Origin of the sequence: Saccharothrix sp. ST-888 (assembly GCF_000955975.1) — a bacterium.
GTDB lineage: Bacteria > Actinomycetota > Actinomycetes > Streptomycetales > Streptomycetaceae > Kitasatospora.
In genome coordinates this window covers 1-25,815 of the sequence record NZ_JYJF01000109.1, presented here as the reverse complement: position 1 = coordinate 25,815, position 25,815 = coordinate 1, and the positions used below count along the sequence as shown (strand labels likewise).

At 71.9% G+C, this 25,815-nt stretch carries 22 protein-coding genes; 16 read left to right on the top strand and 6 right to left on the bottom strand.

Annotated features, from left to right (window positions below; genetic code table 11):
• Positions 1-680: 680 nt before the first annotated feature.
• Positions 681-1,073 carry a PLD nuclease N-terminal domain-containing protein gene (locus UK12_RS26950; protein WP_045305769.1) on the bottom strand — a complete coding sequence of 131 codons (393 nt, stop codon included), beginning with the start codon at positions 1,071-1,073 and terminating at the stop codon, positions 681-683.
• A gap of 80 nt (positions 1,074-1,153) precedes the next feature.
• On the opposite strand from UK12_RS26950, the gene UK12_RS26945 reads away from it, so the two are divergent.
• From UK12_RS26945 to UK12_RS26935, 3 genes are all read left to right on the top strand, one after another.
• Positions 1,154-2,611 (top strand): menaquinone biosynthesis decarboxylase, encoded by a 1,458-nt coding sequence (locus UK12_RS26945; RefSeq protein ID WP_045305768.1) that lies wholly within the window; start codon positions 1,154-1,156, stop codon positions 2,609-2,611.
• Positions 2,608-3,501 (top strand): menaquinone biosynthesis prenyltransferase MqnP, encoded by an 894-nt coding sequence (mqnP, locus tag UK12_RS26940; protein ID WP_082119986.1) that lies wholly within the window; start codon positions 2,608-2,610, stop codon positions 3,499-3,501. The genes UK12_RS26945 and mqnP overlap by 4 nt, the downstream gene beginning before the upstream one ends.
• Before the next feature lie 77 nt (positions 3,502-3,578).
• Complete coding sequence (locus UK12_RS26935) at positions 3,579-3,959, top strand: VOC family protein (protein ID WP_045305767.1); 381 nt, start codon at positions 3,579-3,581, stop codon at positions 3,957-3,959.
• An 18-nt stretch (positions 3,960-3,977) separates the two neighbouring features.
• Here UK12_RS26935 and UK12_RS26930 read toward each other — a convergent pair whose 3' ends face one another.
• Positions 3,978-4,688, bottom strand: coding sequence for an MOSC domain-containing protein (locus tag UK12_RS26930; protein WP_045305766.1), 711 nt, complete (start codon positions 4,686-4,688; stop codon positions 3,978-3,980).
• 57 nt (positions 4,689-4,745) lie between these two features.
• Positions 4,746-5,486 (bottom strand): cyclase family protein, encoded by a 741-nt coding sequence (locus UK12_RS26925; protein WP_045305765.1) that lies wholly within the window; start codon positions 5,484-5,486, stop codon positions 4,746-4,748.
• Between the two features lie 286 nt (positions 5,487-5,772).
• Between UK12_RS26925 and UK12_RS26920 the strand changes: the two genes are divergently transcribed.
• The 6 genes from UK12_RS26920 (at position 5,773) to UK12_RS26895 (ending at position 11,355) form a co-directional block, all read left to right on the top strand.
• Positions 5,773-6,414 carry a UbiX family flavin prenyltransferase gene (locus tag UK12_RS26920; RefSeq protein ID WP_045305764.1) on the top strand — a complete coding sequence of 214 codons (642 nt, stop codon included), beginning with the start codon at positions 5,773-5,775 and terminating at the stop codon, positions 6,412-6,414.
• Positions 6,415-6,550: 136 nt separating this feature from the next.
• The gene (locus UK12_RS26915) at positions 6,551-7,012 is read left to right on the top strand and encodes an Lrp/AsnC family transcriptional regulator (RefSeq protein WP_045305763.1); all 462 of its coding nucleotides are present in this window, start codon (positions 6,551-6,553) and stop codon (positions 7,010-7,012) included.
• Positions 7,013-7,029: 17 nt separating this feature from the next.
• Positions 7,030-7,992 carry a threonine ammonia-lyase gene (locus tag UK12_RS26910; RefSeq protein WP_045305762.1) on the top strand — a complete coding sequence of 321 codons (963 nt, stop codon included), beginning with the start codon at positions 7,030-7,032 and terminating at the stop codon, positions 7,990-7,992.
• A 61-nt stretch (positions 7,993-8,053) separates the two neighbouring features.
• Complete coding sequence (mqnE, locus tag UK12_RS26905) at positions 8,054-9,217, top strand: aminofutalosine synthase MqnE (RefSeq protein ID WP_045305761.1); 1,164 nt, start codon at positions 8,054-8,056, stop codon at positions 9,215-9,217.
• Positions 9,218-9,371: 154 nt separating this feature from the next.
• Positions 9,372-10,304: a L,D-transpeptidase family protein gene (locus tag UK12_RS26900; RefSeq protein WP_045305760.1), complete on the top strand. Its 933-nt coding sequence runs from the start codon at positions 9,372-9,374 to the stop codon at positions 10,302-10,304.
• A 109-nt stretch (positions 10,305-10,413) separates the two neighbouring features.
• Positions 10,414-11,355, top strand: coding sequence for a beta-ketoacyl-ACP synthase III (locus tag UK12_RS26895; RefSeq protein ID WP_045305759.1), 942 nt, complete (start codon positions 10,414-10,416; stop codon positions 11,353-11,355).
• A gap of 173 nt (positions 11,356-11,528) precedes the next feature.
• Here the strand turns inward: UK12_RS26895 and UK12_RS26890 are convergent, their stop codons facing one another.
• The gene (locus UK12_RS26890; RefSeq protein WP_045305758.1) at positions 11,529-12,170 is read right to left on the bottom strand and encodes a TetR family transcriptional regulator; all 642 of its coding nucleotides are present in this window, start codon (positions 12,168-12,170) and stop codon (positions 11,529-11,531) included.
• A gap of 338 nt (positions 12,171-12,508) precedes the next feature.
• Between UK12_RS26890 and UK12_RS26885 the strand changes: the two genes are divergently transcribed.
• The gene (locus UK12_RS26885) at positions 12,509-14,788 is read left to right on the top strand and encodes a serine/threonine-protein kinase (protein ID WP_045305757.1); all 2,280 of its coding nucleotides are present in this window, start codon (positions 12,509-12,511) and stop codon (positions 14,786-14,788) included.
• A gap of 108 nt (positions 14,789-14,896) precedes the next feature.
• Here UK12_RS26885 and galE read toward each other — a convergent pair whose 3' ends face one another.
• Complete coding sequence (galE, locus tag UK12_RS26880; RefSeq protein WP_045305756.1) at positions 14,897-15,880, bottom strand: UDP-glucose 4-epimerase GalE; 984 nt, start codon at positions 15,878-15,880, stop codon at positions 14,897-14,899.
• Between the two features lie 206 nt (positions 15,881-16,086).
• Between galE and UK12_RS26875 the strand changes: the two genes are divergently transcribed.
• The 4 genes from UK12_RS26875 to UK12_RS26860 all read left to right on the top strand — a co-directional run bounded on the left by UK12_RS26875 (position 16,087) and on the right by UK12_RS26860 (position 23,230).
• On the top strand, positions 16,087-17,709 hold the full coding sequence (locus tag UK12_RS26875; RefSeq protein WP_045305755.1) for a glycosyltransferase family 2 protein: 1,623 nt from the start codon (positions 16,087-16,089) through the stop codon (positions 17,707-17,709).
• Between the two features lie 187 nt (positions 17,710-17,896).
• Positions 17,897-20,833, top strand: coding sequence for a bifunctional glycosyltransferase/CDP-glycerol:glycerophosphate glycerophosphotransferase (locus tag UK12_RS44570; protein ID WP_063838327.1), 2,937 nt, complete (start codon positions 17,897-17,899; stop codon positions 20,831-20,833).
• Entirely contained in the window at positions 20,830-21,972 is a 1,143-nt protein-coding gene (locus UK12_RS26865; RefSeq protein WP_045305754.1) for a glycosyltransferase, read from the top strand. Before UK12_RS44570 ends, UK12_RS26865 begins: the two co-directional genes overlap by 4 nt.
• Positions 21,973-22,102: 130 nt before the next feature.
• A complete protein-coding gene (locus tag UK12_RS26860; protein WP_045305753.1) occupies positions 22,103-23,230 on the top strand; it encodes a S1C family serine protease in 1,128 nt (375 codons plus the stop codon).
• A gap of 149 nt (positions 23,231-23,379) precedes the next feature.
• On the opposite strand, the gene UK12_RS26855 is transcribed toward UK12_RS26860, so the two are convergent.
• Positions 23,380-24,579, bottom strand: coding sequence for a sensor histidine kinase (locus tag UK12_RS26855; protein ID WP_045305752.1), 1,200 nt, complete (start codon positions 24,577-24,579; stop codon positions 23,380-23,382).
• Positions 24,580-24,888: 309 nt separating this feature from the next.
• On the opposite strand from UK12_RS26855, the gene UK12_RS26850 reads away from it, so the two are divergent.
• Together UK12_RS26850 and UK12_RS44810 are read left to right on the top strand one after the other, a co-directional pair.
• On the top strand, positions 24,889-25,296 hold the full coding sequence (locus tag UK12_RS26850) for an NADH-quinone oxidoreductase subunit A (RefSeq protein WP_045305751.1): 408 nt from the start codon (positions 24,889-24,891) through the stop codon (positions 25,294-25,296).
• Positions 25,287-25,815: NADH-quinone oxidoreductase subunit B (locus tag UK12_RS44810; protein WP_063838326.1), on the top strand; the 529-nt coding region annotated here is incomplete at its 3' end. The genes UK12_RS26850 and UK12_RS44810, both read left to right, overlap by 10 nt.

Below are 25,815 nucleotides of genomic sequence, written 5' to 3'. Positions count from 1 at the left end.
ACGAGCCGTCAGCTTCCCCTTGGCATGCTGCGCCTCGGTCGCCTTCTCGCTCGGGCCCCGGCGGACCTTCTCCCCAAGATCGTGCAGCTCGGCCACCCGCCCGCGCGCATCGGCCGGGATCTCGGGGATCTCGTCGCCGACCGGCGCCTCGTGCAGAACCGTCATCTCGAACCACTCCAAGTGTGAGGGAACTGTCCGACAGCCGGCCTGCGGTGGCGGCGGCTGCTGCTGCGAACACTTCTTCACCTACGACACTACGAGGGTTCGGGCCCGGGTTTCGGCGTCGATTCCGTACAAGGTCGGGCCCGAGAACATGTGAAAGCCGTACAGAAAGCATGTGTGGCGACCCGGTCACCCGCAGCTCGGGGGTCGTCACCGGGGTGAACGTGGGGTGAGCGGCGCGTTACGTCGATTCCGCAGGTCAGCAGGGATGCCATGGCGCGCGGGGAGGGCCCGGAAGGTAGTCCGGCGGGTCCGCCGGGAAAGCGGAGGAAAGGCTTCCGAAGGGCCTGGCGGCTGCACCGGATGGTAGGGATGCACCAAACCGGACAGGTGTGCGGGACTGCTCGGCGCAGGGCTCCGAACGGGTGGGTGCGGGGCCGGCACCGGGCCCTGGACCGCAGGCGCCAGGCGGCCGCCACGGACCCTTCGGCGTACGAGATCACCGGGTCGGGGACCGGTCAGCGGCGAGGGCCGTCCTCTGGTTCGTCCCTGCCCCGCAGCTCCTCCTCGCGGCGGCGCAGGTCCGCCTCCCACCGCTTGAGCATGTCCTCGTGGTGCCGGGCGTCTTTGTGGGGAGTCTCCTTGTCGAGGGAGGCCAGGAACTCCGGGTCGTCGTCCGGCGCCGTCGGCCGCCCGCCCCGGGCGCCGCTCGGACCGCCCGCCGTCCGCGCGGCGCGCTGCCGGCCCGCCACCAGCCAGGCGATCGAGCCGACCAGCGGGAAGAGCAGCACGATGATCACCCAGGCCACCTTCGGCAGGTGGCGGGCCTCCTGCTCGGGAGTGGTCAGGCAGTCGATGAACGCCCAGATCCACAGGGCGAGGACGAGCAGTGGCGGCAGAATCCTCAGCACAGCGGCGATCTCCCCCGGGCGACGGTGAGGTGGGCCCCTCTTGGCGGGCCCAGGGTAGTCGGTGTCGGATACTGACACGTATGGCATACGACGATCTCCGCTCGTTTCTCCGGGCACTGGAACGTGACGGCGACCTCAAGCGGATCAAGGCCGAGGTCGACCCCTATCTGGAGATCGGAGAGATCGTCGACCGCGTGCAGAAGGCGAAGGGTCCGGCGCTGCTCTTCGAGAACGTCAAGGGCGCCTCGATGCCGCTGGCGATGAACGTCTTCGGCACCGAGCGCCGGCTGGCCAAGGCGCTCGGCCTGAAGTCGCCGGACGACATCTCGGAGAAGATCGCCGGTCTGCTGAAGCCCGAGCTCCCGCAGGGCTTCACCGGGTTCCGGGACGCCTTCGGCAAGCTGGCGTCGATGGCGCACGTGCCGCCGAAGAACGTGAAGTCCGGCGACGCGCCCGTCCAGGAGGTGGTGCTCACCGGGGACGAGGTCGACCTGGACCGGCTGCCCGCGCTGTTCACCTGGCCGCTGGACGGCGGGTCCTTCTTCAACCTCGGGCTGACCCACACCAAGGACCCGGACACCGGTATCCGCAACCTCGGCCTCTACCGCCTCCAGCGGCACGACAAGCGGACCATCGGCATGCACTGGCAGATCCACAAGGACAGCCGCAACCACGCCGCCGTCGCCGCCAGGCGCGGCGAGCGGCTCCCGGTCGCGATCGCCTTCGGCTGCCCGCCCGTCGTGACGTACGCGGCGACCGCGCCGCTGCCGGGTGACATCGACGAGTACCTGTTCGCGGGCTTCGTGGCCGGCGAGCGGGTGCGGATGGTGGACTGCAAGACCGTCCCGCTCCAGGTCCCGGCCGACGCCGAGGTGGTGCTGGAGGGCTGGCTGGAGCCCGGCGAGCTGCTCCCCGAGGGGCCGTTCGGCGACCACACCGGCTTCTACACGCCGCAGGAGCCGTTCCCGGCGCTGAAGATCGACTGCGTCACGATGCGCCGTCGCCCGCTGCTCCAGTCGATCGTGGTCGGCCGCCCGCCGACGGAGGACGGTCCGCTCGGCAAGTTCACCGAGCGCTTCTTCCTGCCGCTGCTGAAGATCATCATCCCGGACATCGTCGACTACGACCTGCCCGAGGCCGGCGGCTTCCACAACTGCGTGATCGTCTCGATCGACAAGAAGTACCCCAAGCACGCCCAGAAGGTGATGCACGCGATCTGGGGCGCCCACATGATGTCGCTCACCAAGCTGATCATCGTGGTGGACTCCGACTGCGATGTGCACGATTACCAGGAGGTCGCCTGGCGGGCCTTCGGCAACGTCGACTACAGCCGTGACCTGACCGTGGTCGAGGGCCCGGTCGACCATCTCGACCACGCCTCCTACCAGCAGTTCTGGGGTGGCAAGGCGGGTATCGACGCCACCCGCAAGCTCCCCGAGGAGGGCTACACCCGGGACGGGGGCTGGCCCGAGATGGTCAGCTCCGACCCGGCCACCGCCGCGCTGGTCTCCCGCCGCTGGAAGGAGTACGGGCTGTGAGCGTCGCTGCCGCCGCACCGGGCAGGACCCGGGCCTTCCTCCGGCTGGTGATGATCGAGCACTCGGTCTTCGCGCTGCCCTTCGCGTACATCGCCGCGCTCACCGCGATGTTCCGCGACAACGGCCGGATGCACTGGCGCGAGCTGATCCTGGTCACCGTCTGCATGGTCGGCCTGCGCACCTTCGCGATGGCCGCGAACCGGATCATCGACCGCGAGATCGACTCCCGCAACCCCCGTACGGCGGGCCGCGAGCTGGTCACCGGCGCGGTCTCGATGCGCACCGCGTACACCGGTTCGGCGATCGCGCTGCTGGTCTTCCTCGGCTCGGCCGCCGCGCTCAACCCGCTCTGCCTGCTGCTCGCGCCGATCGCCGTCGTCCCGATGGTGGTCTACCCGTACGGCAAGCGGTTCACCGACTTCCCGCACGCCATCCTGGGCATCGCGCAGGCGATGGGCCCGATCGGCGCCTGGCTGGCCGTCACCGGTACCTGGTCCTGGGACGCGGTGGTGCTGGGCCTCGCCGTCGGCGTCTGGATCGGCGGGTTCGACCTGATCTTCGGCTGCCAGGACGTCGCGGCCGACCGCGCCGAGGGCGTCCGCTCGGTCCCGGCCCGCTTCGGCATCGCGGGCGCCCTGTACGGCGCGCGCGCCTGCCACGTCGTCACCACCGGGCTGCTGGCCTGGTACGCCGTCCGCACCGACGCGGGCCCGGCCTTCTGGGTCGGCCTGGCGGTGGTGGCCTGTGCCTTCGTCTACGAACACAGCATCGTCAAGCCCGGCGACCTCTCCCGTCTCAACCGGGCGTTCTTCAGCACCAACGGGTTCGTCGGCATCTCGCTCTTCGCGTTCGCCCTCCTCGACCTGGTGATCCGGGGCCTGGGAGTGTGACACCTCCGGCCGCACCTGCCGCTGCCAGTGCCTATGCTGCCGAGCAGAGGGGCAGGTGCGGTCGGCGAGGAGGAACGATGATCGGCAAGCTGCAGTGCGTGGTGCTGGACTGCCACTACCCGGCCGGGCTGGCGCACTTCTACGCCGCCCTGTTCGGCGGCGAGATCGACCGGCCGGACCCGAGGTGGTCGCTGGACGAGGAGTGGTCGACCGTCCACCTGCCCGACGGGATGGTGCTCGGCTTCCAGCGGGTCGAGGACTACCGGCCGCCGATGTGGCCGGACCCGGCGCACCCGCAGCAGCTGCACCTCGACATCGAGGTCGAGGACCTGGACGAGGCCGAGGAGCGGATCCTGGCGCTCGGCGCGGTCCGGATGGACGTCGAGACGGGCTGGCGGGTCTACCTGGACCCGGCAGGGCACCCGTTCTGCCTGCTGTCGCCCACGAACCCCGCCTGAGCGGCCGGTTCTTCGGGATCAGGCGAATACGACGGTGTCGCCGACGCGGAGCCGTCCCGGGCGGCTGACCTCGGCGAGGGCGTCCAGTCGGGTGTCGTGCGCCTGGGCGATGGCCTTCAGGATCTCGGGGGCGTGCGGCAGGCCCGGCTGCGCCGTACCCGTCATCGCGCAGCGCTCGCTGGCGCGGACGAAGGCCAGCCCGGCCCCGCCCGCCAGCCGTCCCTCGCGCCCGAACCAGCCGTCCTCGACGAACGGCGGGGTGCCCGGCGGTGTCCGCAGCAGGATGTTGGGGCGGAAGCGGCGCTCGTCCACGATCGCGGACGGTACGGCCCGGCGGACCCAGTCCAGGGTGGCGGTGCTGAGCACGCTGACCGGCAGCTGGTCGAAGTGGGAGATCGCGTCCTCGCGGGCCAGTTCGACGTCCGTGCGCTGGAGGTAGGCGCGCAGGAAGGCGTTCGGGTCGGCGACGGGGGTGCCCAGCGGGTCGAGCAGTTCGGGTGCGTCGAGCCGGCTGCCCAGTCTGGAGGAGAGCCGCAGCAGGCCGTCCATCCGGCGGAAGCGGCGGGTGTTCTTGCCCGAGCCGAGCTTTCCGTCCCCGTCCCGGACCGCGTACAGCCGGTCCCCGGCCAGCCCGCGTTCGTCCACCTCGACGGCGTCCAACTGCTCGCCCCCGGTGGACTTGACCGGGTAGCGCCAGAGGGCCTCGACCACACCGACGATCTCTGCCATGGAGGGAGCCTAGCGGCGCGGTCCAAGGATGGTCTAGACCAAGAGGGGGCGTGCGGGTCAGCCCAGGCGGGCGACCGCGCGGATCGGGGCACCGTCGGCCGCGACCAGCCGGAGCGGGAACAGCGAGAGCTCGATCGGACGGCCCGCCGCCTGGGCGTCCAGCAGCGGGGCCAGGTCGGTGAGGTTCTCGGCGATCACCGCACCGCCCGGTGAGCCGAGCAGGATCCGGTGCGCGGCCAGCGTGCCGGCCTCGGCGGCGGGGTCGTGGTCGTCCGAGAGGTCGGCGAGCAGCGCGGCCACGGCTGGATCGGCCGGCCCCGGGTCGGGGGTCGGGTCGATGCTGAGGGCGTCCACGCCGACCGTACGGACGCCTGCGGCGACGATCGCCGCCGCCGCCCCGGGGGTGAGCCACGGGTGGGCGAGGTACCTGTCGGTGCCCCAGTGCCGGGGCCAGCCGGTGGCGAGCAGCAGGATCGTGCCGGGGGCGGCCGACGCCAGCGCGGGCGCGAGCTGCGAGGCCGTCACGCCGGTGCGGGGGTCGAGTCCGCGCAGGTCGGCAACGACGGCCGGGCCGGTGAACAGCTCCAGCGGCAGCCCGTCCAGGGTGGGCCAGGTGACGTCCACGTGGTACGGGGCGTCCACATGGGTACCCGACTGCGAACCCAGGTGCAGGCCGAGCACGTTGACCCCGGCGGTCGCGGTGGTCAGCGCGGGCCGCAGCTCGACCTCCGGGTCCCCGGGATAGACGGGCATGCCTGTGGTGACCGGGTGCGTGAGGTCGATCAGCGTCGGCGCCATACCCGCCATCCTCCCGCACACGGCAAGCCGTCCGGGGCAGGGGCGAACCAATCCTCAGGGGCACGGGCGGATCCTCAGGGGCAAGGGTGGACCCTCAGGGGCGCGGGGAACTGCGCGAGGCGGAAGGCGTTCACCTCCGGCCGGGCTCGGCGGATCAGTTGCAGCCTGCTCTCCGAACGCCGACCGCAGCACCGGTGCCTTCCGTCCCGCGCAGTTCCCCGCGCCCCTGAGCTGCTGGTCCTTGCCCCTGAGAGGTTTCCGCCGTGGCCCGGCTATCGTGCGAGGCATGGAGCAGCAGAGGGTGCGTCAGCCATGGGTGGTCGGGGTCTCGGGTGCGTCGGGGACGCCGTACGCCGCCTCCGTCGTCCGGGCGTTGCTGGCGGCGGGCGAGGCGGTCGACCTGGTGGTGAGCCGGGCGGCGCGGCTGACCATCCTGGACGAGACCGGGGTGTCGTTCCGCGACGCGCACTGGCAGGAGGACCTGACGGCCTGGACGGGCGTCGAGGACCTGGCCGACGTCCGCTACTGGCCGGCGGGCGACTTCGCGGCCGGCCCGTCCAGCGGCTCGTACCCGGCGAAGGGGATGCTGGTGGTGCCGGCGACCACCGGTGCGGTGGCCGGGATCGCGCTGGGCCTGAGCAAGGACCTGCTGCAGCGTGCGGCGGCCGTGACCCTCAAGGAGCGCCGCCCGCTGGTGGTCTGTGTGCGCGAGACACCGCTCGATGGGGTGACGCTGAAGCACCTGGTGGAGCTGGACGCCCAGGGAGCCGTGGTGCTCCCCGCCTCGCCGGGCTTCTACGCGGGGGGGTCGACCGCCCGTGAGCTGGTGGACTTCGTGGCGGGCCGGGTGCTGGACGCCGTGGGGGTGCCGCACGGGCTGTACCGGCGCTGGGAGGGCGAGCTCGGTTCCGGGGGCAAGACGGCGTAACGGCATGGGCGCGTAAAGCCGCGTGGTGCGGGAGAGTATGTTCTTTGCGATATCCGGGTTGATCCGCGCGCAGCGCCTTTGATTCCGGATAATGATCTGTGGGTCTGTAGCGGTTCGGAAGGACGCGGGCGGATATATGGACACGGTTGACAGACAGCTCATCCAGGCGCTGAGGGAGAACGGCCGCGCCTCGTACGCCGAGCTGGGTCGCCTGGTGGGCCTGTCGGGCCCGAGCGTGACGGATCGCATCAACCGGCTGGAGCAGGCCGGTGTGATCACCGGCTACCGCGCGACGGTCAACCCGGCCTCGCTGGGGTTCGGCGTCACCGCGCTGATCGGTCTTCAGCTCACCGACGCGGCCGACCACGAGGACGTCGCGCACCGGCTGAAGGACCTCGCCGAGGTCGAGGACTGCTGGTTCATCGCCGGTGACGACTCGTACATGCTCAAGGTCAGGGTGCCGGACGTGGAGGGCCTGGAGTCGGTGGTCAAGCGGCTCTCGGGCACCAAGGGCGTAGCCCGGACCAGGACCACGGTTGTACTCTCCACCAAGTGGGAGAACAGGGTGAGCGAACTGCCGCTGGACGCCCTGGAGTAGCGGACGGGGAGGGGCCCATGGGTCTGGTCGGCCTGGAGGAGCTGCGCGCCGCGCAGCAGCGGATCGCCGGTGTCGCGGTGCGTACGCCTCTGCTGCCCTGTCCATGGGCCCGCGATGGTGCGCGCAGGCTCTGGCTGAAGCCGGAGAACCTGCAGCCGACCGGGGCGTTCAAGACCCGTGGCGCGTACAACCGGCTGGCCGCGCTGAGCGAGGCCGAGCGGGCCCGCGGCGTGGTCGCCCAGTCGAGTGGAAACCACGCCCAGGCGGTGGCGTACGCGGCGCAGCTGCTCGGCATCAAGGCCGTCGTCGTGATGCCGGACACCTCGCCCGCGGTCAAGGTGGAGAACACCCGCGCCTTCGGGGCCGAGGTGATCCTGGTCGCCCCCGGTGAGCGGGACACCCTGCCCGGCCGGCTGGCGGCCGAGCACGGCTACGTCTGGGTGCCGCCGTACGACGACCCCTACATCGTGGCAGGTCAGGGCACGGTCGGTCTGGAGATCGGCGAGGACGCCCCGGACGAGCTGGACACCGTGCTGGTCCCGGTCAGCGGCGGCGGCCTGATCTCGGGTGTGGCCGCCGCACTCAAGCTGACCTGCCCGGGTGTGCGGGTGATCGGGGTCGAGCCGGAGCTGGCGGCGGACGCTCAGGAGAGCCTGCGCCGTGGGCAGCTGACGGTCTGGCCGGTGGCCGACACCTACCGGACGATCGCGGACGGGCTGCGCACCCCGTCCGTCGGCGAGCTGCCGTTCGAGCACCTCCAGGCGTACGTGGACGACATCGTGACGGTCTCCGAGCAGGAGATCCGCGACACGGTGGCGCTGTTGGCCCGCCGGGGCCGGCTGGTCGCCGAGCCCTCGGGCGCGGTGGCTCCGGCCGCCTACTTCCACCGGGCCGGGGAGCTGGACGGCCGGGTCTTCGCGGCGGTGGTGAGCGGCGGCAACGTCGAACCCAAGCTCCTTGCCGACCTTCTCCAGGCGTAGGCTCGGTCCGGCACCCAGACCGCGCGTGGCGGTCGGCAGGATCGAGGAGGCGGGGCACCGCATGGACGCAGGGCTCAAGCGCGAGCTGGAGGCGAAGGTCTACGCGGGTGAGCGGCTGACCCGTGAGGACGGCATCGCGCTCTACGAGAGCGACGACCTGGCCTGGCTCGGCGGTCTCGCCCACCATGTGCGGACGCGGAAGAACGGCGATGTCGTCCACTTCAACGTCAACCGCCACCTCAACATGACCAACGTCTGCTCCGCCTCCTGCGCGTACTGCTCGTTCCAGCGCAAGCCGGGCGAGAAGGACGCGTACACCATGCGGATCGAGGAGGCCGTCCGCCTCGCCAAGGCGATGGAGGTGGACTCCCTCACCGAGCTGCACATCGTCAACGGCCTGCACCCGACGCTGCCGTGGCGGTACTACCCGCGCAGTCTGCGCGAGCTGAAGGCGGCGCTGCCGAACGTCTCGCTGAAGGCGTTCACCGCCACCGAGATCCACTGGTTCGAGAAGATCAGCGGTCTGTCGGCGAGCGAGATCCTGGACGAGCTGATCGACGCCGGCCTGGAGTCGCTGACCGGTGGCGGCGCGGAGATCTTCGACTGGGAGGTCCGCCAGCACATCGTCGACCACGAGACCCACTGGGAGGACTGGTCGCGGATCCACCGGCTGGCGCACGAGAAGGGCCTGAAGACCCCGTGCACCATGCTGTACGGGCACATCGAGGAGCCCAGGCACCGGGTCGACCACGTGCTGCGGCTGCGTGAGCTGCAGGACGAGACCGGCGGTTTCCAGGTCTTCATCCCGCTGCGCTACCAGCACGACTTCCACGACTCCAAGGACGGCGTGGTCCGCAACCGGCTGATGGAGCGTACCGAGATGGCCACCGGCGCCGAGGCGCTGAAGACCTTCGCGGTCTCCCGGCTGCTGTTCGACAACGTCCCGCACGTCAAGGTCTTCTGGGTGATGCACGGCGTCACCACCGCCCAGCTGGCGCTCAGCCACGGCGCGGACGACATGGACGGCTCGGTGGTCGAGTACAAGATCACCCATGACGCGGACAACTTCGGCACCCCGAACAAGCTCGGCCGCGACGACCTGCTCGACCTCATCCGGGACGCGGGCTTCCGCCCGGTCGAGCGCAACACCCGCTACGAGGTCATCCGCGAGTACGACGGCCCCGACCTGCGGCGCCGCGAGACCCCGCAGGCGATGCGACTCTGATCACAGCTGCTGTGGACCCTCCGGGCTCAACCGCCCGGAGGGTCCACAGCGTCTGAGGGCAGGGCAGTCGGCGCACCACGGTGTGCCGATGCTCACAGGCTCACCACACGCCACGGGTACCGATCACCCCGCGGGTTTTGGAAGGATCGTCAGCATGTCCGGTTCCCATCGTGTCATCGTCCAGCCCTATGCCGAGGCCGCCCCCGAGGCAGTGCACGGCCGCGGGGGTGAGGCCGGCCGTCCGCGCGGACACCGGCGCAAGCCGCGCAAGCGCCGGGGCAAGGCGCTGATGGGCGGTACGGCGATGCTGCTGGCGGCCACCGCGGGCTGGTTCACGGTGGGCCCGGGCGGTGGCGGTTCCCCGCACCCGACCGCGGCGGGCGCCCCTGACAAGCCGGAGGCTGATTCCTCGTCGGCCGACGGCGGTACGACCCAGGCGGGGGTGGTCCGCAACGACCCGGCCGCCGCCAGCCGCTCGGACCGCTCCGACGGCACCTACGCCGCCATCCCGGGCCTGGGCCCGACCTTCACCGCCAAGGTGCCGGCGCAGACCAACCAGCTGGTGGTGGCCTCCGGCAAGGAGCGGAACTCCTCCGAGACCACGGTCACCCTGTGGACCCGGACGCCCGACAACCGCTGGCGGCCCGGTACCGCCTGGCAGGGCCACAACGCCTACAAGGGCTGGACCACCGACAAGCACGCGGACGACCTGCACAGCCCGATCGGGGTCTTCTCGCTGACCGACGCGGGCGGCCGCAAGGCGGATCCGGGCAGCAAGCTCCCGTACGACCAGGACTCCCACTTCGTGGTGGGCGGCACCGGTTTCGAGGGCGAGCAGCTGGCCGGGTCCTTCGACTACGTGGTGGCGATCAACTACAACCGGGTGCAGGGCGTCTCCCCGCTGGACGGCCGCTTCCCCGACGGCAAGTCCAAGGGCGGCGGCATCTGGCTGCACGTGGACCACGGCGGGCCGACGCACGGCTGTGTCTCGCTGCCCGAGGACAAGATGATCGAGTTGCTCAAGACCCTGGATCCGGCCGCCCATCCGATGATCGCGATGGCGGACTCGGCGACCCTGGCGACCTGACCGGCCCTTTCGCCGCAAGGGGCGTTGTCCGTCCTCTACAGGTTCCGGCCTGCGACGTTGTACCGGGACGTGAGGGGCGGACCGGCCGGTAACCGGGTTGAGTGGCAGTATGACCGCCTCCAGAATCGTGTCGCTCGGCCACTACCAGCCGCCCAAGGTCCTCACCAACGACGACCTGGCGAAGCTGGTCGATACCGACGACGAGTGGATCCGCAGCCGGGTCGGCATCCGCACCCGGCACATCGCGGTCGAGGAGACCCTGGTCGACCTCGCCACCGAGGCGGCCCAGAAGGCGCTGGCCAACGGCGGCCGGTCGGCCGACGGGATCGACCTGGTGGTCGTGGCCACCTGTACCGCCGTCGAGCGCAGCCCCTTCACGGCCGCCTCGGTCGCCGCCCGCCTCGGGGTGCCCGGGCCGGCCGCGTACGACATCAACACGGTCTGCTCGGGCTTCTCGTACGCGCTGGCGACCGCCGACCACGCGATCCGGGCCGGGGCGGCGACCCGGGCGCTGGTGATCGGCGCCGAGCGGATGTCCGACACCATCGACTGGACCGACCGCAGCACCTGCGTGATCTTCGGTGACGGAGCGGGCGCGGCCGTGCTGGAGGCGGTCCCGGACGAGCAGGCCGGGATCGGCCCGGTGGTCTGGGGCACCGAGCCGGAGAAGACCGACGCCGTGGTGATCACCGGCTGGGACCCCACCATCAGCCAGCAGGGCCAGGCGGTCTTCCGCTGGGCCACCACCAAGATCGCGCCGCTGGCCAGGGAGACCTGCCTGAAGGCCGGTCTGGACCCCTCCGAGCTCAAGGGCTTCGTCGCGCACCAGGCCAACCTGCGGATCATCGACGCCATCGCCAAGAAGCTGGGGGCGCCGGACGCGGTGGTGGCCCGCGACGTGGTGGACTCCGGCAACACCTCGGCGGCCTCCATCCCGCTGGCGCTGAGCAAGCTGGTGGAGCGCGGTGAGCTGCGCTCCGGCGACCCGGTGCTGCTCTTCGGCTTCGGCGGCGGGCTGGCCTACGCGGGACAGGTCGTACGCTGCCCGTGACCGGGCCACGGCATAGCCGTGGGGCGGTCGGAATCTCCCGATTCCGACCGCCCCACAGTCGTCTCAAGCGCGTCGCGGCACGTCGGCGAACCTCCCCCGAGGACACAACCGCCGTCCGACGCACCCCGGACAGGAGGCCGGAGTTGCGCGCTGGGTGGGTGGTGGGACAGCTGTTACCTGGGCGGCTTCTTACCGGTGACGCCCAAGTAGACCTGCAGAGCCAGATTCGGCTTGAGGTCCTTGACCTTGACGCCCCACGAGGTGAAGGCCTTCGAATGCTCCGCCGCCGAGGCCAGCAGAGAGACCAGCGCGCCCGAGACGGCGGCCGGATCGACCGTCTTGTCGGTCTTGCCCTGGTTCGCCCTGACGGCGTCGGTGAGGGGCGACACCACCGAGTTGAGGACCTTCATGCGAATCTTGAAGAACCGCTTGTCCCCCTCGGCTGCACCGAGAGTAACGACTCGGAGAATGGCATCGTTCTTGCGCCAGAAGGCAAGGAATCCGTCCACCAGTTCTTCCGAAGTGGCGAAGCCGGTCTTTCCTGCCCAGGACTTTCCATCGACGAGCTCTTTGAGCCCGGCGCTGTCCTCGGCCATTTCCTCGGCGATCTCGAGGACTGCGCCCTCGACATCCGGGAAGTACTGGTAGAAGGTCGCGGGGGAGGTACCCGCCATACGGGCGACGTCGATGACCTTGACGTCCCGGTAAGGCGACGTGCTGAGCATCTCGCGGAGGCAGTCGAGCAGCTTCTGCCGCGTCTCCTGTCCGCGTCGCCCGGCGACGCGACCGTCGACGGTGCGAACTTGTCCTGTCATGCCGTCAGCTTACCGTGGCACGATCTTGTCGCGATTCGGTGATGCGACTATTACTCCGCCCGGGGGCGGTTCGCAGCGTTGATCCGGGCGCTCGGAGTGATATTCGGAGCGCATCCGAAGCCCCCCCGTGTGCTGATGACCCCACAGCGTGACGGCGGGTCGGCTGAGGGGTGGTCGGGTCGCTCAGAGTGATCGTCAGGGTCGGCTCCGGAAGGCAGTCGGGCCGCCGTGGCCTGGGCGTGTCACTGGCGGGGGAGATTGGATCCGGCGGGGCGGGCATTGGAGAATCGGGGCGGCGACCCGGTCAGGGTTGCCGCATACGGGGAGGAGGCAGCGGAGTGGACCAGCTGACGGCGCACGATCCGAGGCGGATCGGGCCCTTCGAGGTGCTGGGGCGGCTCGGCGCGGGCGGGATGGGCCTGGTCTACCTGGCGCGGTCGGCGTCCGGCCGACGGGTGGCCATCAAGACCGTCCGGGGGGAGCTGGCCGAGGACGAGCTGTTCCGGGTCCGCTTCGCCCGCGAGATCGCCGCCGCCAAGACGGTCGGCGGCTTCTACGCGGCGGCGGTGGTGGATGCCGACGCCGACGCGCCGGTGCCCTGGCTGGCCACCGCGTACGTGCCCGCGCCCTCCCTGGAGGACCTGGTCACCGAGTGCGGGCCGCTGCCGGTGGACGCGGTGCGCTGGCTGATCGCCGGGATCGCCGAGGCCCTGCAGTCGATCCACGCGGCCGGCCTGGTGCACCGCGACCTCAAGCCGTCCAACGTGCTGGTGGTCGAGGACGGGCCGCGCGTGATCGACTTCGGGATCGCCGCCGGAGTCTCCAGCGCCCGGCTCACCATGACCAACGTCGCCGTCGGCACCCCCGCCTACATGTCCCCCGAGCAGGCCAGGGACAGCCGCAGCGTGACCGGGGCCAGCGATGTCTACTCGCTCGGCTCGCTGCTGGTCTTCTGCGCCACCGGGCACCCGCCCTACCGGGGCGGCAACCCCGTCGAGACGGTCTTTCAGCTGCTGCGCGACCAGCCGGACCTCTCCGGACTGCCGGTCGAGCTGGTCGACCTGGTGCGGGCCTGCATGCGGCCCGCGGCCGAGCACCGGCCGACGCCCGCTCAGATCCAGTCCGAGCTGGCCCCGCACCTTTTCTCCCGGGACGACGCCTCCGGTGACGCGGGGGACTGGCTGCCCGCCAGCGCCATAGCCCTGATCGAGCAGAAGCGCGGCCGCCGCCCGGCCGCGCCGCCCCCGCCGCCCGCGCCACCGGCCCCGGTGGTGCCGCCCCGGCCGCCCGCGCCGCCGATGGCACCCCCGCAGCCGCCCGCCCGCAGCGGCGTCTTCGACGAGGAGGTGGCCACCGAGAAGCTGGCCGCCCGCCGCCGGCCGCCGGCCGGCCAGGGCTCGGCCGAGGTGCAGCTCTCCGGCGCGGCCGTGCGGATAGGGCCGGGACCGCGCGCCGACCAGACCGGCACGGCCGACCCGGCCGGGGCCGGGACGGACTGGGTGCGCCGCACCACCCCGCCCCCGGCGACCCGCTGGCGGCCCTGGCGGTTCCGGATGTCCAACGACGTCTGGGGCACCCCGGTGGTCGCCGACGGCACCCTGTTCGTCTCCAGCTTCGAGGTGCACGCCCTCGACATCGGCTCCGGGCAGCGCCGCTACAAGACCCGCGACGTGGCCTGGGCCCTCACCGTGGACTCCGGCCGGGTGCACGCCGCCGACGGCCCGCACCTGTACACCGTGGACGTCGCCGGCGGCACCGAGCGCTGGCGCAGCTCCCTGGACGGGTGGGTGTACTCGCTGGACGCCGCCGGCGGCGTGCTCTGCTGCGGCATCAGAGGCGGCGGTGTCCAGCTGCGCTCGGCGGCGACCGGCGCCGAGCTGTGGCGCGCCGACGACGCGCAGCAGGACTACGAGAACCCGCAGTCCGGCCCCGCACTGGTGGCCGGTGCGCTGTACTACCACGGCGGCGGGCGGCTGCACTGCGTCGATCCGCGCGGCGGCGGAGTGCGCTGGTCGGTGCCGGTCGGCGAGGACGTCCCGTCCCGGCCGGTCGAGCGCTCCGGAGTGCTGTACGTCACGGCGGGCCACCGGGTGCACGCGCTGGACGCCGCCTCCGGGCGGGAGCGGTGGCGCTTCGACGCCGCCGTGGTGCTCTTCACCCCGCCCTCGCTGGACGGCGGCTCGGTGTACGTCGCGGACTACCTCGGCACCGTGTACGCGCTGGACGCGGCGAGCGGGCGGGAGCGCTGGCGCGGCCGCACCGGCAGCCGGCAGGGCGCCGAACCGGTGGTGGTCGCCGACGGCACCGCCCTGGTCGGGGCCGGGGACACCCTGCACGCCTTCGACACCGCCTCGGGCCAGGAGCGCTGGCGCTACACCGCCAGGGGCGAGATCGTCGGCTCCCCGGCGGTCGCGGACGGCCTGGTCCACCTCGGCAGTCGGGACCACTCGCTGCACACCCTGGACCTGGCCTCCGGACGCCTGCGCTGGGAGCTCGGCACCAAGGGCGAGCTGACCGGCTCCCCGGTGGCGATCGGCGGCCGGGTCTTCGTCGGCAGCAAGGACCGCTGCGTCTACGCCCTGGACGCCTTCTACGGCACCGCCGTCCCCCAGGGGTGAGATCCCTTCCGGGGTGAGCTCCAGGGGCGCGGGGAACTGCGCTACCAGCCCTCTACGGAGGTGCCTGGTCGTTCGCGCGGTTCCCCGCGCCCCTGACGGGATCGGGTTTCAGCCCCGGCGGGCCTCCGGGTGGCGGGTGAGCCAGCCCTCCCAGGCGGAGGTGACCATGGTGTCGACGTCGTACTCGGCCGTCCAGCCGAGCTCCTTGCGGATCAGGTCGGCGGCGGCCACCACCCGGGCCGGGTCGCCGGGACGGCGCGGGGTGACCTCCGGGGCGATGTCCCGCCCGGTGATCCGGGCGATCACGGCGAGCATCTCGCTGACCGACACGCCCTCGCCGCGCCCGATGTTGAGGGTCAGGCTGACCGGCTCGGTGGCGGCGTTGAGCCGCTTCACGGCCGCGACGTGCGCGGAGGCGATGTCCGAGACGTGGATGAAGTCGCGGATGCAGGTGCCGTCCGGGGTCGGGTAGTCGGCGCCGAAGATCAGCGGCGGCTGCCCGTCCGTCAGCCGCTGGAAGACCATCGGGACGAGGTTGGTGACGCCGTCGTCGGCCAGCACCGGTGAGGCCGCGCCCGCGACGTTGAAGTAGCGCAGCGACACCGTGGAGAGGCCGTACGCCTTGGCGGAGGCGTCCAGCAGCCACTCGCCGACCAGCTTGGTCTCGCCGTAGGGGTTGATCGGCGCGCAGGGCGTGTCCTCGGTCACCAGATCCACGTCCGGCATCCCGTACACGGCGGCGGAGGAGGAGAACAGCACCTTCTTCACGCCTGCCGCGACCGAGGCGGCCAGCACCGTGCGCAGGCCCTCCACGTTCTCCAGGTAGTAGTGCAGCGGCTCGGCCACGGACTCGCCGACCTGCTTCTTCGCAGCGATGTGCAGCACACCGGTGACCTCGTGGGCGCGCAGCGCCTCGTCGAGGGCGGCCCGGTCCAGGGTCGAGCCGACCACCAGGGGCACGCCCTCGGGCAGCCGGTCCCGGGAACCGCTGCTCAGGTCGTCCAGCACCACGACCCGCTCACCGGCCGCGACCAGTTGGTGCACCACATGTCCGCCGATGTAACCGGCTCCGCCGGTGATCAACCATGTCATGCCGGGAATCCTATGCCGGGTGCCGACGGCGCGGTCGGCCCGGAGCGGACCCCCGGGGGACGGGCGCGTCCGGCACCTCGGGGGAATCGGACGGCTGACATGCACGGTCCGGTACGATCGCAAGCGATTATTGGGATCACCGGGCGGCCCGTCCCTTCCCCTGAGTGACGCGGATAATGGCTGTGATGGAGGGGGTAGGGGCCCGAATGGCCAGTAGCACTTTCGGCAAACCTCCTCGGGTCAGCGTCGTGGTGATCGTCTTCAACGACGCCGAGCGGATTGCCACCGCCGTCCGGTCCGCGCTCTCCCAGGGCGAGGCGGTCGCCGAGGTCGTCGTGGTGGACGACGCCTCCACCGACGCCACCCCGGAGCGGCTGGCCCGGCTGGCGGCTGCGGACAGCCGGGTGAGGGTCCTCACCAGGACGGAGAACAGCGGCGGCTGCGGCACCCCGCGCAACCAGGGGCTGTCCGCCGCGCGCGAGCAGTACGTGATGCTGCTGGACAGCGACGACGTGCTGCCGCCCGACGCTGCCCGCACCCTGCTGGACACCGCCGTCGCCGAGCGGGCCGAGGTGGTCGCGGGTGTCTGCGTCCGCCGCGAGCTCCCGGCGGGCACCGATTCGCCCTGGCAGCGCGACCTCTTCCCGGCGGACGGCGCGCCGCCCGAGCGCTACGACGGCATCGGCGGCCGGCCGGAGTTCCTGCGCGACACGCTCAGCGTCAACAAGCTCTACGAGCGCGACTTCCTCGACCGCCACCAGGTGCGCTTCGCCGAGGGCGCGGTGCACTACGAGGACTTCGTCTTCACCGCCCTGCTCTACTCCGCCCGGCCCCGGCTGGTCGCGATCGCGGACACCGTCTACCTCTGGCACGTCCGCCGCGCCGCCGGGCGGCAGTCCATCTCGCTCCGCCGCGACGAGGTCCGCAACTGGCAGGACCGGGTGGACGCGCACACCGAGGTGGTCCGGATCCTGCTCGACGCCGGCCAGCCCGAGCTGGCCCGCGCGGCCCGGACCAAGTTCGTCGACCACGATCTGCGGATGTACGTCCGTGAGCTACGCCACAAGCCCGCCGGGTACCGGGCCGAGTGGTGGCAGATCGCCCGCGCCCACCTGAGCTCCTTCGAGCCCGCCGCGCTGGCCGCCGCCACCCCCGCCGGCCGCTGGGTCGCCGAGCTGCTGCTGGCCCGCCCCGAACCGGTCACCGGCGCCGAGCTGCGCCGGATGGGCGAGCTCGCCGCCAACCCGCCGCGGCTCGCCCCGCCGTACCCGGTCGACGCCGACGGCCGCCCGGAGCTGGCCGAGGGCGTCCCGCTGACCGGCCTCACCGAGCTGCCCCCGGCCCAGCTGCCGCTGGCCGTGGACGGCGTGGTCCGGCTCGCCGCCTCCTGCGCGGTGCGGCTGCGGGTGCACGACGCGTACGGACTGGTCTCCGCCGCCGAGCCGGTCGGCGCCATGCTGGAGCTGCGCACCAGGGTCGGCCCGCCGCTGACCATCCGCTACCCGCTCCAGCTGACCGCGCACCCCGAGGACGGCTGGATCGCCACCACCTCGGTGGACAGCTTCGAACTGCGGGACGTCGGCGAGATGACCGCCTGGGCGATGCGGGTCAAGGTCCGCTACGCCGACGGCAGCCGCGCCCTCACGGCGGTCCGCTCGGCGACGCCCGCCAAGCGGCACGTGGTGTTCCGCCCGCCCGCCAGGATCGCCCTGGTCCAGGTGTACGAGACCGGGAACGGCGAGCTGGGCCTGCGGGTCGCCGACGGCGTCCGCGGCGGCTGGGAGGTCGTCCGCAGCCGGTTGCGCCGCGCGCTGGCCCGCAGGGGCTGAGCCGGGCACCGCACCGGCCGGTGGGCGGCGGCGGGTCCGGCGGATGGCAGAATTTACGGGACTCCTCAGGGATCCGCACCATGTCCTGCCAAGCGGACATCGCCCGGTGGTCCGCCGCCGGTCGACAACGCCCGAGGTCCCGGCGCTGCCGGGAGCTGTGCTCACCGACGACAAGGACCCTCGTTCCATGCCCTCCAGCCAGGCGACGCCGCTGGTCAGCATCATCGTGATCGTCTACAACGACGCAGCCCGGCTGCCACGGGCCGTCGACTCCGCCCTGCGCCAGTCGCTGCGGGGCGTCGAGGTGCTCGTCGTGGACGACTGCTCCACCGACGACAGCTTCGCGGTCGCCCAGCGGCTCGCCGCCGAGCACCCCGGACGGGTCAGGGCGCTGCGCCTGCCGGAGAACAGCGGCGGCTGCGGCGGCCCGCGCAACCACGGCATCGCCGAGGCGCGGGGCGAGTTCGTGATGTTCCTGGACAGTGACGACGAGCTGGACGACCACGCCTGCCGCAACCTGTACGAGGCGGGGATGCGGACCGGCGCGGAGCTGGTCTCGGGTCTGAGCGTCCGCCGCTTCGTCGGCAACCGGAACGGCAAGACCGACCGCTGGTACCCCTGGATCTACTCGCGCACCCGGACCCTGGACTCCATCACCGAACTGCCCGACCTGCTGGTCTGGGACACCCTCTCGACCAACAAGGCGTACCGGCGCAGCTTCCTGACCCGGGCCGGGCTGCAGTTCCCGCTCGGCATCCTCTACGAGGACCTGCTCTTCTCCTCGCAGGCGTACCTGGCCGCCGAGCGGATCACCCTGATCCCCAACCGGGTCTACTTCTGGGACCAGTGGCCGCAGTCCAAGGACAAGGGCGGGGCCTCGCTCTCCAACCGCCGCCACGAGATCCGCAACTTCACCGACCGGCTGGAGATCCACCGCCGGATCGACGCGATGCTCGCCGACCGCGGCATGGTCGAGCTCAAGTACCGCAAGGACCTGAAGTTCCTCAAGCACGACCTGGTGCTGCACCTGCGCGACCTGCCGTTCCTGCCGGAGGACTTCCGCCAGGAGTTCGCCGAGCACGCCCGCGCCTACCTGGCGGGCCTGGACCCGGAGGCGGTCGTCGAGAGCCCCTCCATCCAGCGGATCTGCGCCTACCTGCTGTCCCGGGACGACTGGGAGAACCTGCTCCCGGCCATCGACACCCTGCTCAACCGGGACAAGCTCGCCAGCCCGCTGGTGGAGCAGGACGGCCGGATCTTCTGGTGCGGCGGTCACCTGGACGACCCCGAGGGCCGCCGGGTCCTGGAGGTGACCGACCACGGCTACCACGCCAAGGCGCTCGGCCAGCTCTTCCTGCGCAACCAGCTCACCCGCTACGCCGTCGGGCCGCAGGGCGTCGAGCTGGCCGGCCGGATCGTCAACCCGCTCGGCCGGATCCCGGCCGACGCCAAGATCTCCGCCCGGCTGGAGTTCACCGCCCGCCGCAAGACGATCAAGTCGAAGTCCACCTTCCCGGTCGGCGAGGTCAGGCACGACGGTGACGGCATCGTCTGGTCCGGCACCGCGGACCTGGCCAAGGCGCTGCGGCCGCTCGGTGTGATCGACGGCGTCTGGGACGTCCGCTGCGTGCTCACCGTGAACGGCGAGCGCACCGGCACCCGGCTCACGGTCGGGGACATCGACCTGGCCGCACCCCCCACCCCGCCGGTCCGCCCCCGGCTCACCCGGCTCACCGGCGACCGCCTGGAGCCGCACCGCTCCGCCCGCGGCCACCTCGCCTTCGAGCTGACCGCCGAGGGCGGCATGGCCCGCAGGGGCAGCGACCTGATCGAGCGCGCCATGCGCGGCGAGGCGGGCCCGATCGCCAACACCGCGATGGACCGGGCCCGCCGCACCCTGCGCGGCGCGCTCAGGCTCAAGCGGCAGCTGAACAACGGCGACACCAAGCTGAAGGTCTACCACCGGCTGCTGCACCGGCTGCCGGTGGTCAAGGGCCAGGTGGTCTTCGAGAGCCACCAGGGCAAGCAGTTCAGCGACAACCCGCGCGCGGTCTACGAGGAGCTGGTGCGGCGCGGCGCGCCGATGAAGGCCGTCTGGTCGTACGCGGGCAGCTCGGCGGGGTTCCCGTCCGGTGCCACCCTGGTGAAGCGCTGGTCCTGGGAGTACCTGCGGGCGCTCGCCCAGGCCGAGTTCTGGGTCGACAACCAGGGCTTCCCGTACCGGCTGCGCAAGCGGCCGGAGACCACCTACATCCAGACCTGGCACGGCTCGGCGCTCAAGAAGATGGGCTTCGACCTGGCCTCGGTCAAGCGGCAGACCCCCGACCAGCAGGCCCAGTACCTGGCCGGGCTGAACCGCTTCGACCACTTCGTGGTCCGCTCCGAGCACGATGTGCGCACCCTGGCGCCCGCGTACCGGATCGGCGAGGACCGGCTGCTGCGGGTCGGCTACCCGCGCAACGACGTCCTGCGGTTCGAGGGCACGGCCAAGGACCGCCAGCTGGCCGGTGAGCTCGGCATCGACCTGACCAAGCCGGTGGTGCTCTATGCGCCGACCTTCCGCGCGGATGCGTCCGGCCGGGTCCGGCCCTTCGAACTGCCCTTTGACGTCGAGGAGTTCGCCGAGCGCTTCGGCGACCGGATGACCCTGCTGGTGCGCTGCCACTACCTCAACAAGGTGGTGCTGCCGCCCTCGGTGGACGGCAGGGTGATCGACGTCTCCGCCGTCCAGGAGGTGACCCCGCTCTACCTGATGGCGGACGCGCTGATCACCGACTACTCGTCACTGATGTTCGACTACGCGCTGCTGGACCGGCCGATGCTCTTCTTCGCCTACGACTGGGAGGAGTACGCCGAGGACGTCCGCGGCACCTACTTCGACCTGCTGCGGGAGGCGCCGGGCCCGGTGCTGCGCGATGCCGGGGAGCTCTACGAGGCGCTCGGCGACCTGGACCTGGTCGGCAAGGAGTACGCGGACGCCCGGCGGCAGTTCGTGGCCGAGTACGGCGAGTACGACCAGGGCGACGCGGCGGCGCGGATCGCCGATCTGATGTTCGGCGCACGGAGCGCGCCCGGGGCGCCCGCAGCACCCGGTGCCGAGACGGAGCAGGAGGCCGGTCGATGAGCCGCGACATCTTCATCGTCAGCAACAGCGTGGACGAGCTCGGCGGTGTCGCCAGCTGGTCGCACCGGATGGCCGAGCTGCTCAGCGCCGAGGGCCACCGGGTGCAGCTGATCGGCATCGCCCCCGCCGTCCTGCACAAGGACTTCGGCGACGACCTGCCGTACGGCATGACCACCCTCTACCGCGAGCGCCCGCCGTCCGCGTGGACCCCGCGCCACCCCTGGCAGCACCTCGACGCCAAGGCCCGCCGCCAGGAGGCGCGGCGCTCGGCCGGGGTGCGCGAGGCCGCCGCCCGGATGAGCCGGATGTTCCAGGAGGCCCGCCCCGGCGCGGTGGTCGTCGTCACCCAGGTCTGGGCGATGGAGTGGGTGGCGCAGGCCGACCTGAAGGGCCTTCAGGTGATCGGCATGACCCACGAGTCGTACGAGACCTGCCGCGCCAGCTCCCGGTACGGCCGGGTCAAGCGCTACTACGCGGACGTGGACCGGCTGGTGGCGCTCACCGAGGAGGACGCCGACGCCTGGATCCGCGACGGCATGAACAGCGCCTGCGGCATCCCCAACCCGCTGCCCTTCCCGCTGCCCGAGACGGTGCCGCCGGCCGGAAAGACCGTGGTCAGCATCGGGCGACTGGCCCAGGAGAAGGGCTACGACCTGCTGCTGGAGACCTGGGCGGCGGTCGTGGACCGGCGGCCCGGCTGGCAGCTGAAGATCTACGGCCTGGGCGAGGAGGAGGCGGCGCTGCGGGCGCAGTGCACCGAACTCGGCCTGGACGACTCGGTGGAGTTCCCCGGGCGGACCGACGACGTGCCGGGCGCGCTGGCCGGGGCCTCGGTCTTCGCGATGTCCTCGCGCGGCGAGGGCTTCCCGATCTCGCTGATGGAGGCCATGGCCTGCGGCGTGCCCTGCGTGTCGTTCGACTGCGCGCCGGGTGTCCGCGAGATCATCCGGGACGGCGAGGACGGCCTGCTCGCGCCGACCGGCAACACCGCCGCCCTGGCCCGCCAGCTCGGCCGTCTGATGGACGACCGGGAGCTGCGCGACACCATGGCGGAGAAGGCGCGCGAGGCGATCGTCCGCTACTCGCCCGAGCAGGTGACGGCCCGCTGGGAGCAGCTCTTCGACCTCCTGGACGCCTAACGCTCCCTGCTCTCCGGGGATGGTCCGCTCAGGCGCGTCGCTCCGGCAAATCGGACATAGCGGTGAAATGCTGACAAAGTTCGGCCGTTCGCCGCAGCTTCACCGTGTCCGGAACCGGAGGCAGCCCAAGATGCACCCCAAGACGGAACCCACCCGTCCGATTCCGGCCGGCCCCCGCCCCACCGGTCCGAGACTGCTGCCTGCGGCAGCCGCCCTCACGCTGGCCGGCCTGCTGGCGAGCGGCTGCACCGGCGGCGCCTCGTCCTCCTCGACCGCCTCCTCGTCCTCCGCCAGCCCGTCGGGCTCCGCCCTCCCCTCCGGCAACGGCGGGTTGCAGCTGCAGGAGGACTACCAGAAGGTCATCAGCAACGTCCTGCCCTCGGTGGTGCAGATCACCACCCCCAGCGGCCTCGGCTCCGGCATCGTGTACGACACCAAGGGCGACATCGTCACCAACGCCCATGTGGTCGGCGCCGCCCAGACCTTCTCCGTCAGCCTGGCCAACAGCACCAAGAGCCTGGACGCCACCCTGGTCGCCAGCTACCCCGACTCCGACCTCGCGGTGATCCGGCTGAGCAGCCCGCCGGGCGGGCTCAGGCCGGCCGCCTTCGGGGACAGCGGCAAGGTCGAGGTCGGCCAGATCACCCTGGCCATGGGCAGCCCGCTCGGGCTCTCCTCCAGCGTCACCCAGGGGATCGTCTCGGCCATCGGCCGGACCGTCACCGAGCCGAGGAGCCCCGACTCGCAGGGCGCCACCATCGGCAACATGGTGCAGACCTCGGCCGCCATCAACCCGGGCAACAGCGGCGGCGCGCTGGTCAATCTGAACAGCCAGGTGATCGGCATCAACACGCTGGCCGCCGTGGACCAGGAGGCCAACGGCAGCGCCGCACCGGGCATCGGCTTCGCGATCCCCGCCGTCACCGTCATCAGCATCGCCGACCAGCTGATCAAGGAGGGCAAGGTCACCAACTCCGGCCGGGCCGCCCTCGGCATCACCGCCAGGACGTACTTCAACTCCGACTTCCGGCCCGCGGGTGCCGTCGTGGTCGGCACCACCGCGGGCGGCCCGGCCGCCGCGGCGGGGCTCCAGGCGGGCGATGTGATCACCAAGCTGGGCGACAGCGACATCACCTCGCTCGGCGGGCTGACCACCGCGCTGGCCTCGCTCCAGCCGGGCAGCAAGGTCACCGTCGGCTATGTGCGGGACGGCCAGAGCAGGACCGCCGACGTCACCCTCGGCACCCTGGAGGGCTGAGCCGGCCGGAGGAGCCGGGGCCGGCCGGGCGCATCAGCCGCCCGCAGCACCGGGCCCCGGGCGCCGAGCCCCCGTTGCGACCCCGGGCCCGGCAGCCGCACCGCGCAAGGGTGGTGGCTGCCGGGCCCGGCCGTGTCCGGTGCGGGGTGTCAGCGTGCCCTGGTCCGCCAGGGGAGCTCGACGGTGACGCTGGTCGGGCCGCCCTCCGGGCTGTTCACCAGGAAGAGCCCGTCCACCGCGCCGATCCGCTCGCCGAGGCCGGCCAGGCCGCCGCCCGGGTAGGCGGCGGCGCCGCCCCTGCCGTCGTCCTGGACCTGGACCATCAGCCGGTCGGCGGACCGCCAGACGTCCACCGTGGCGGTGCGGGCACCGGAGTGCTTGGAGATGTTGGTCAGCAGCTCGCTCACCGTGAAGTAGGCGATGCCCTCGACCGCCGAGTCCGGCCGCTGCACGGTGCCGTCCGGGCGTTCGAGGTCGACGTGCACCTTGACCCCGCCGGGGACGGTGCAGCGGGCGGCGACCGCCGACAGCGCGGCATCGAGGCCGCGGTCGGTCAGCACGGCCGGGTGGATGCCCCGGGCGAGGTCGCGCAGCTCCTGGAGGGCCAGCTTCACCTCGCCGTGCGCGGCGCCCACCATCTTCGCGGCGGCCTGGACGCCCTCGGGGTCCGGTGCCTCGGCGGAGTCGGCCAGCTTCTCCTTGGCGAGGCCGAGGTCCATGGCCAGGGCGACCAGCCGGGCCTGGGCGCCGTCGTGCAGGTCGCGCTCGATCCGGCGCAGGTCGGCGGCGGCGGTGTCGACCACCGCGCCGCGGTCGTCCTCCAGCTCCTTCACCCGTTCGGTGAGCGCTCCCGGGGCGAGCAGGCTGCCGGTCAGCATCCGGTCCACCGCACCGAGGAAGCGCACCGCCCAGGGCAGCACCGGCCAGCCGACCACCAGCAGCACCAGGGTCAGGGTGAAGCTGAGGATGCCCCAGGGCAGCAGCAGGACCGAGTAGAGCGCGGAGCGCCAGTTCAGCCAGTCGGTCACCACCGCGATCACCCAGCCCGCCAGACCGGGCCGGGAGACCACCACAGGACCCGGCGCGGGGACGTCGAGGTCCAGACCGGCCCGGGCCCGGCGGCGGGCCAGCGCGCCGAGACTCCGGCAGCCGAGCAGTCCGGCGGCGAGCAGCGGCAGCCCGATCACCGTGACGGAGAGTCCCAGTCCGGCGGCGAGCGCGACTACCGTGAAGGCGAAGCCGGCGACACCGATCGGCAGGTTCAGCAGCAGGTGCTGCACCTGGCGCCACATCGTCGCCCCGTACAGCGGGGGGCGGGTCGGCGGTCGGCTCGGCGGCGCGTCGTTCATGGTGTTGGCCCTCTCGGTGGACTGTTGGGTACCAGCATTCCGGGCCGACGGGGTCCAGGGCCATGGGGGTGATCGGCGTCCGTGCCAGGGGGTTATCCCCACCGCCCGACCGACCTGACGGAGAGGCGCCGGGAGGAGGCGGTGTCCCGGCCGGTGTCCATCAGATGTCTTGAAGATCGGGCAGGGTGTGGGGAGAGTACATCGCTGCGCTTAGACTCGCGCCGTAGCGATGGTTATGAGCGCGTAAAAAGAGGCAGAGCGAGCCCACCGGTAGTGGTGGGGCCATAGTCGATCTGGAGGCGAAGAAGTATGGAGGGGCCGCTGGCCGCTGCCGACCCCGCCGTGGGCGGCGGTTACTTCGACGCGTACGCGGCGGTGGGCCTGCTGGCCGTCGTCGGCGTGCTCTTCGTCGCGGTGGCCTTCACCGCCAACCGCCTGCTGCGGCCGGTGGTGTACTCGGCGGAGAAGCTGCTCACCTACGAGTGCGGCGTCGACCCGGTCGGTGCGGACTGGGCACACACCCAGGTCCGCTACTACGTCTACGCCTTCCTGTACGTGATCTTCGCCGTCGACGCGATCTATCTCTTCCCCTGGGCGACGGTCTTCGCCGCCGCCGGGTTCGGTATGGCCACCCTGGTGGAGATGTTCGTCTTCATCGGTTTCCTCGCAGTCGGGCTGCTCTATGCCTGGAGGAAGGGCGTTCTGGAATGGACGTGACCCGCAACGTGACGCACAGCGTGACGCACAGCCACTCGCACGGCTCCGCCGACGGACCGGTCCCGCTCGGCCTGCCCGACCCGGCACGTCCGGGTGCGGTCGAGCCGCGCCGGCTCGGCCCGCTGGCCCGGCTCGCGCCGGACCCGGTGAAGGTGGTGCTCAACTGGGGGCGCCGCTACAGCCTCTGGTGCTTCAACTTCGGCCTCGCCTGCTGCGCGATCGAGTTCATCGCCGCGTCGATGGCCAAACACGACTTCATCCGGATGGGTGTCATCCCGTTCGCGCCGGGACCGCGCCAGGCCGATCTGATGATCGTCTCGGGCACGGTGACCGACAAGATGGCCCCGGCCGTCAAGCGCCTCTACGAGCAGATGCCCGAGCCCAAGTACGTGATCTCCTTCGGCGCCTGCTCCAACTCGGGCGGCCCCTACTGGGACTCGTACTCCGTCACCAAGGGCGTGGACCAGATCATCCCGGTCGACGTCTACGTGCCCGGCTGCCCGCCGCGGCCGGAGGCGC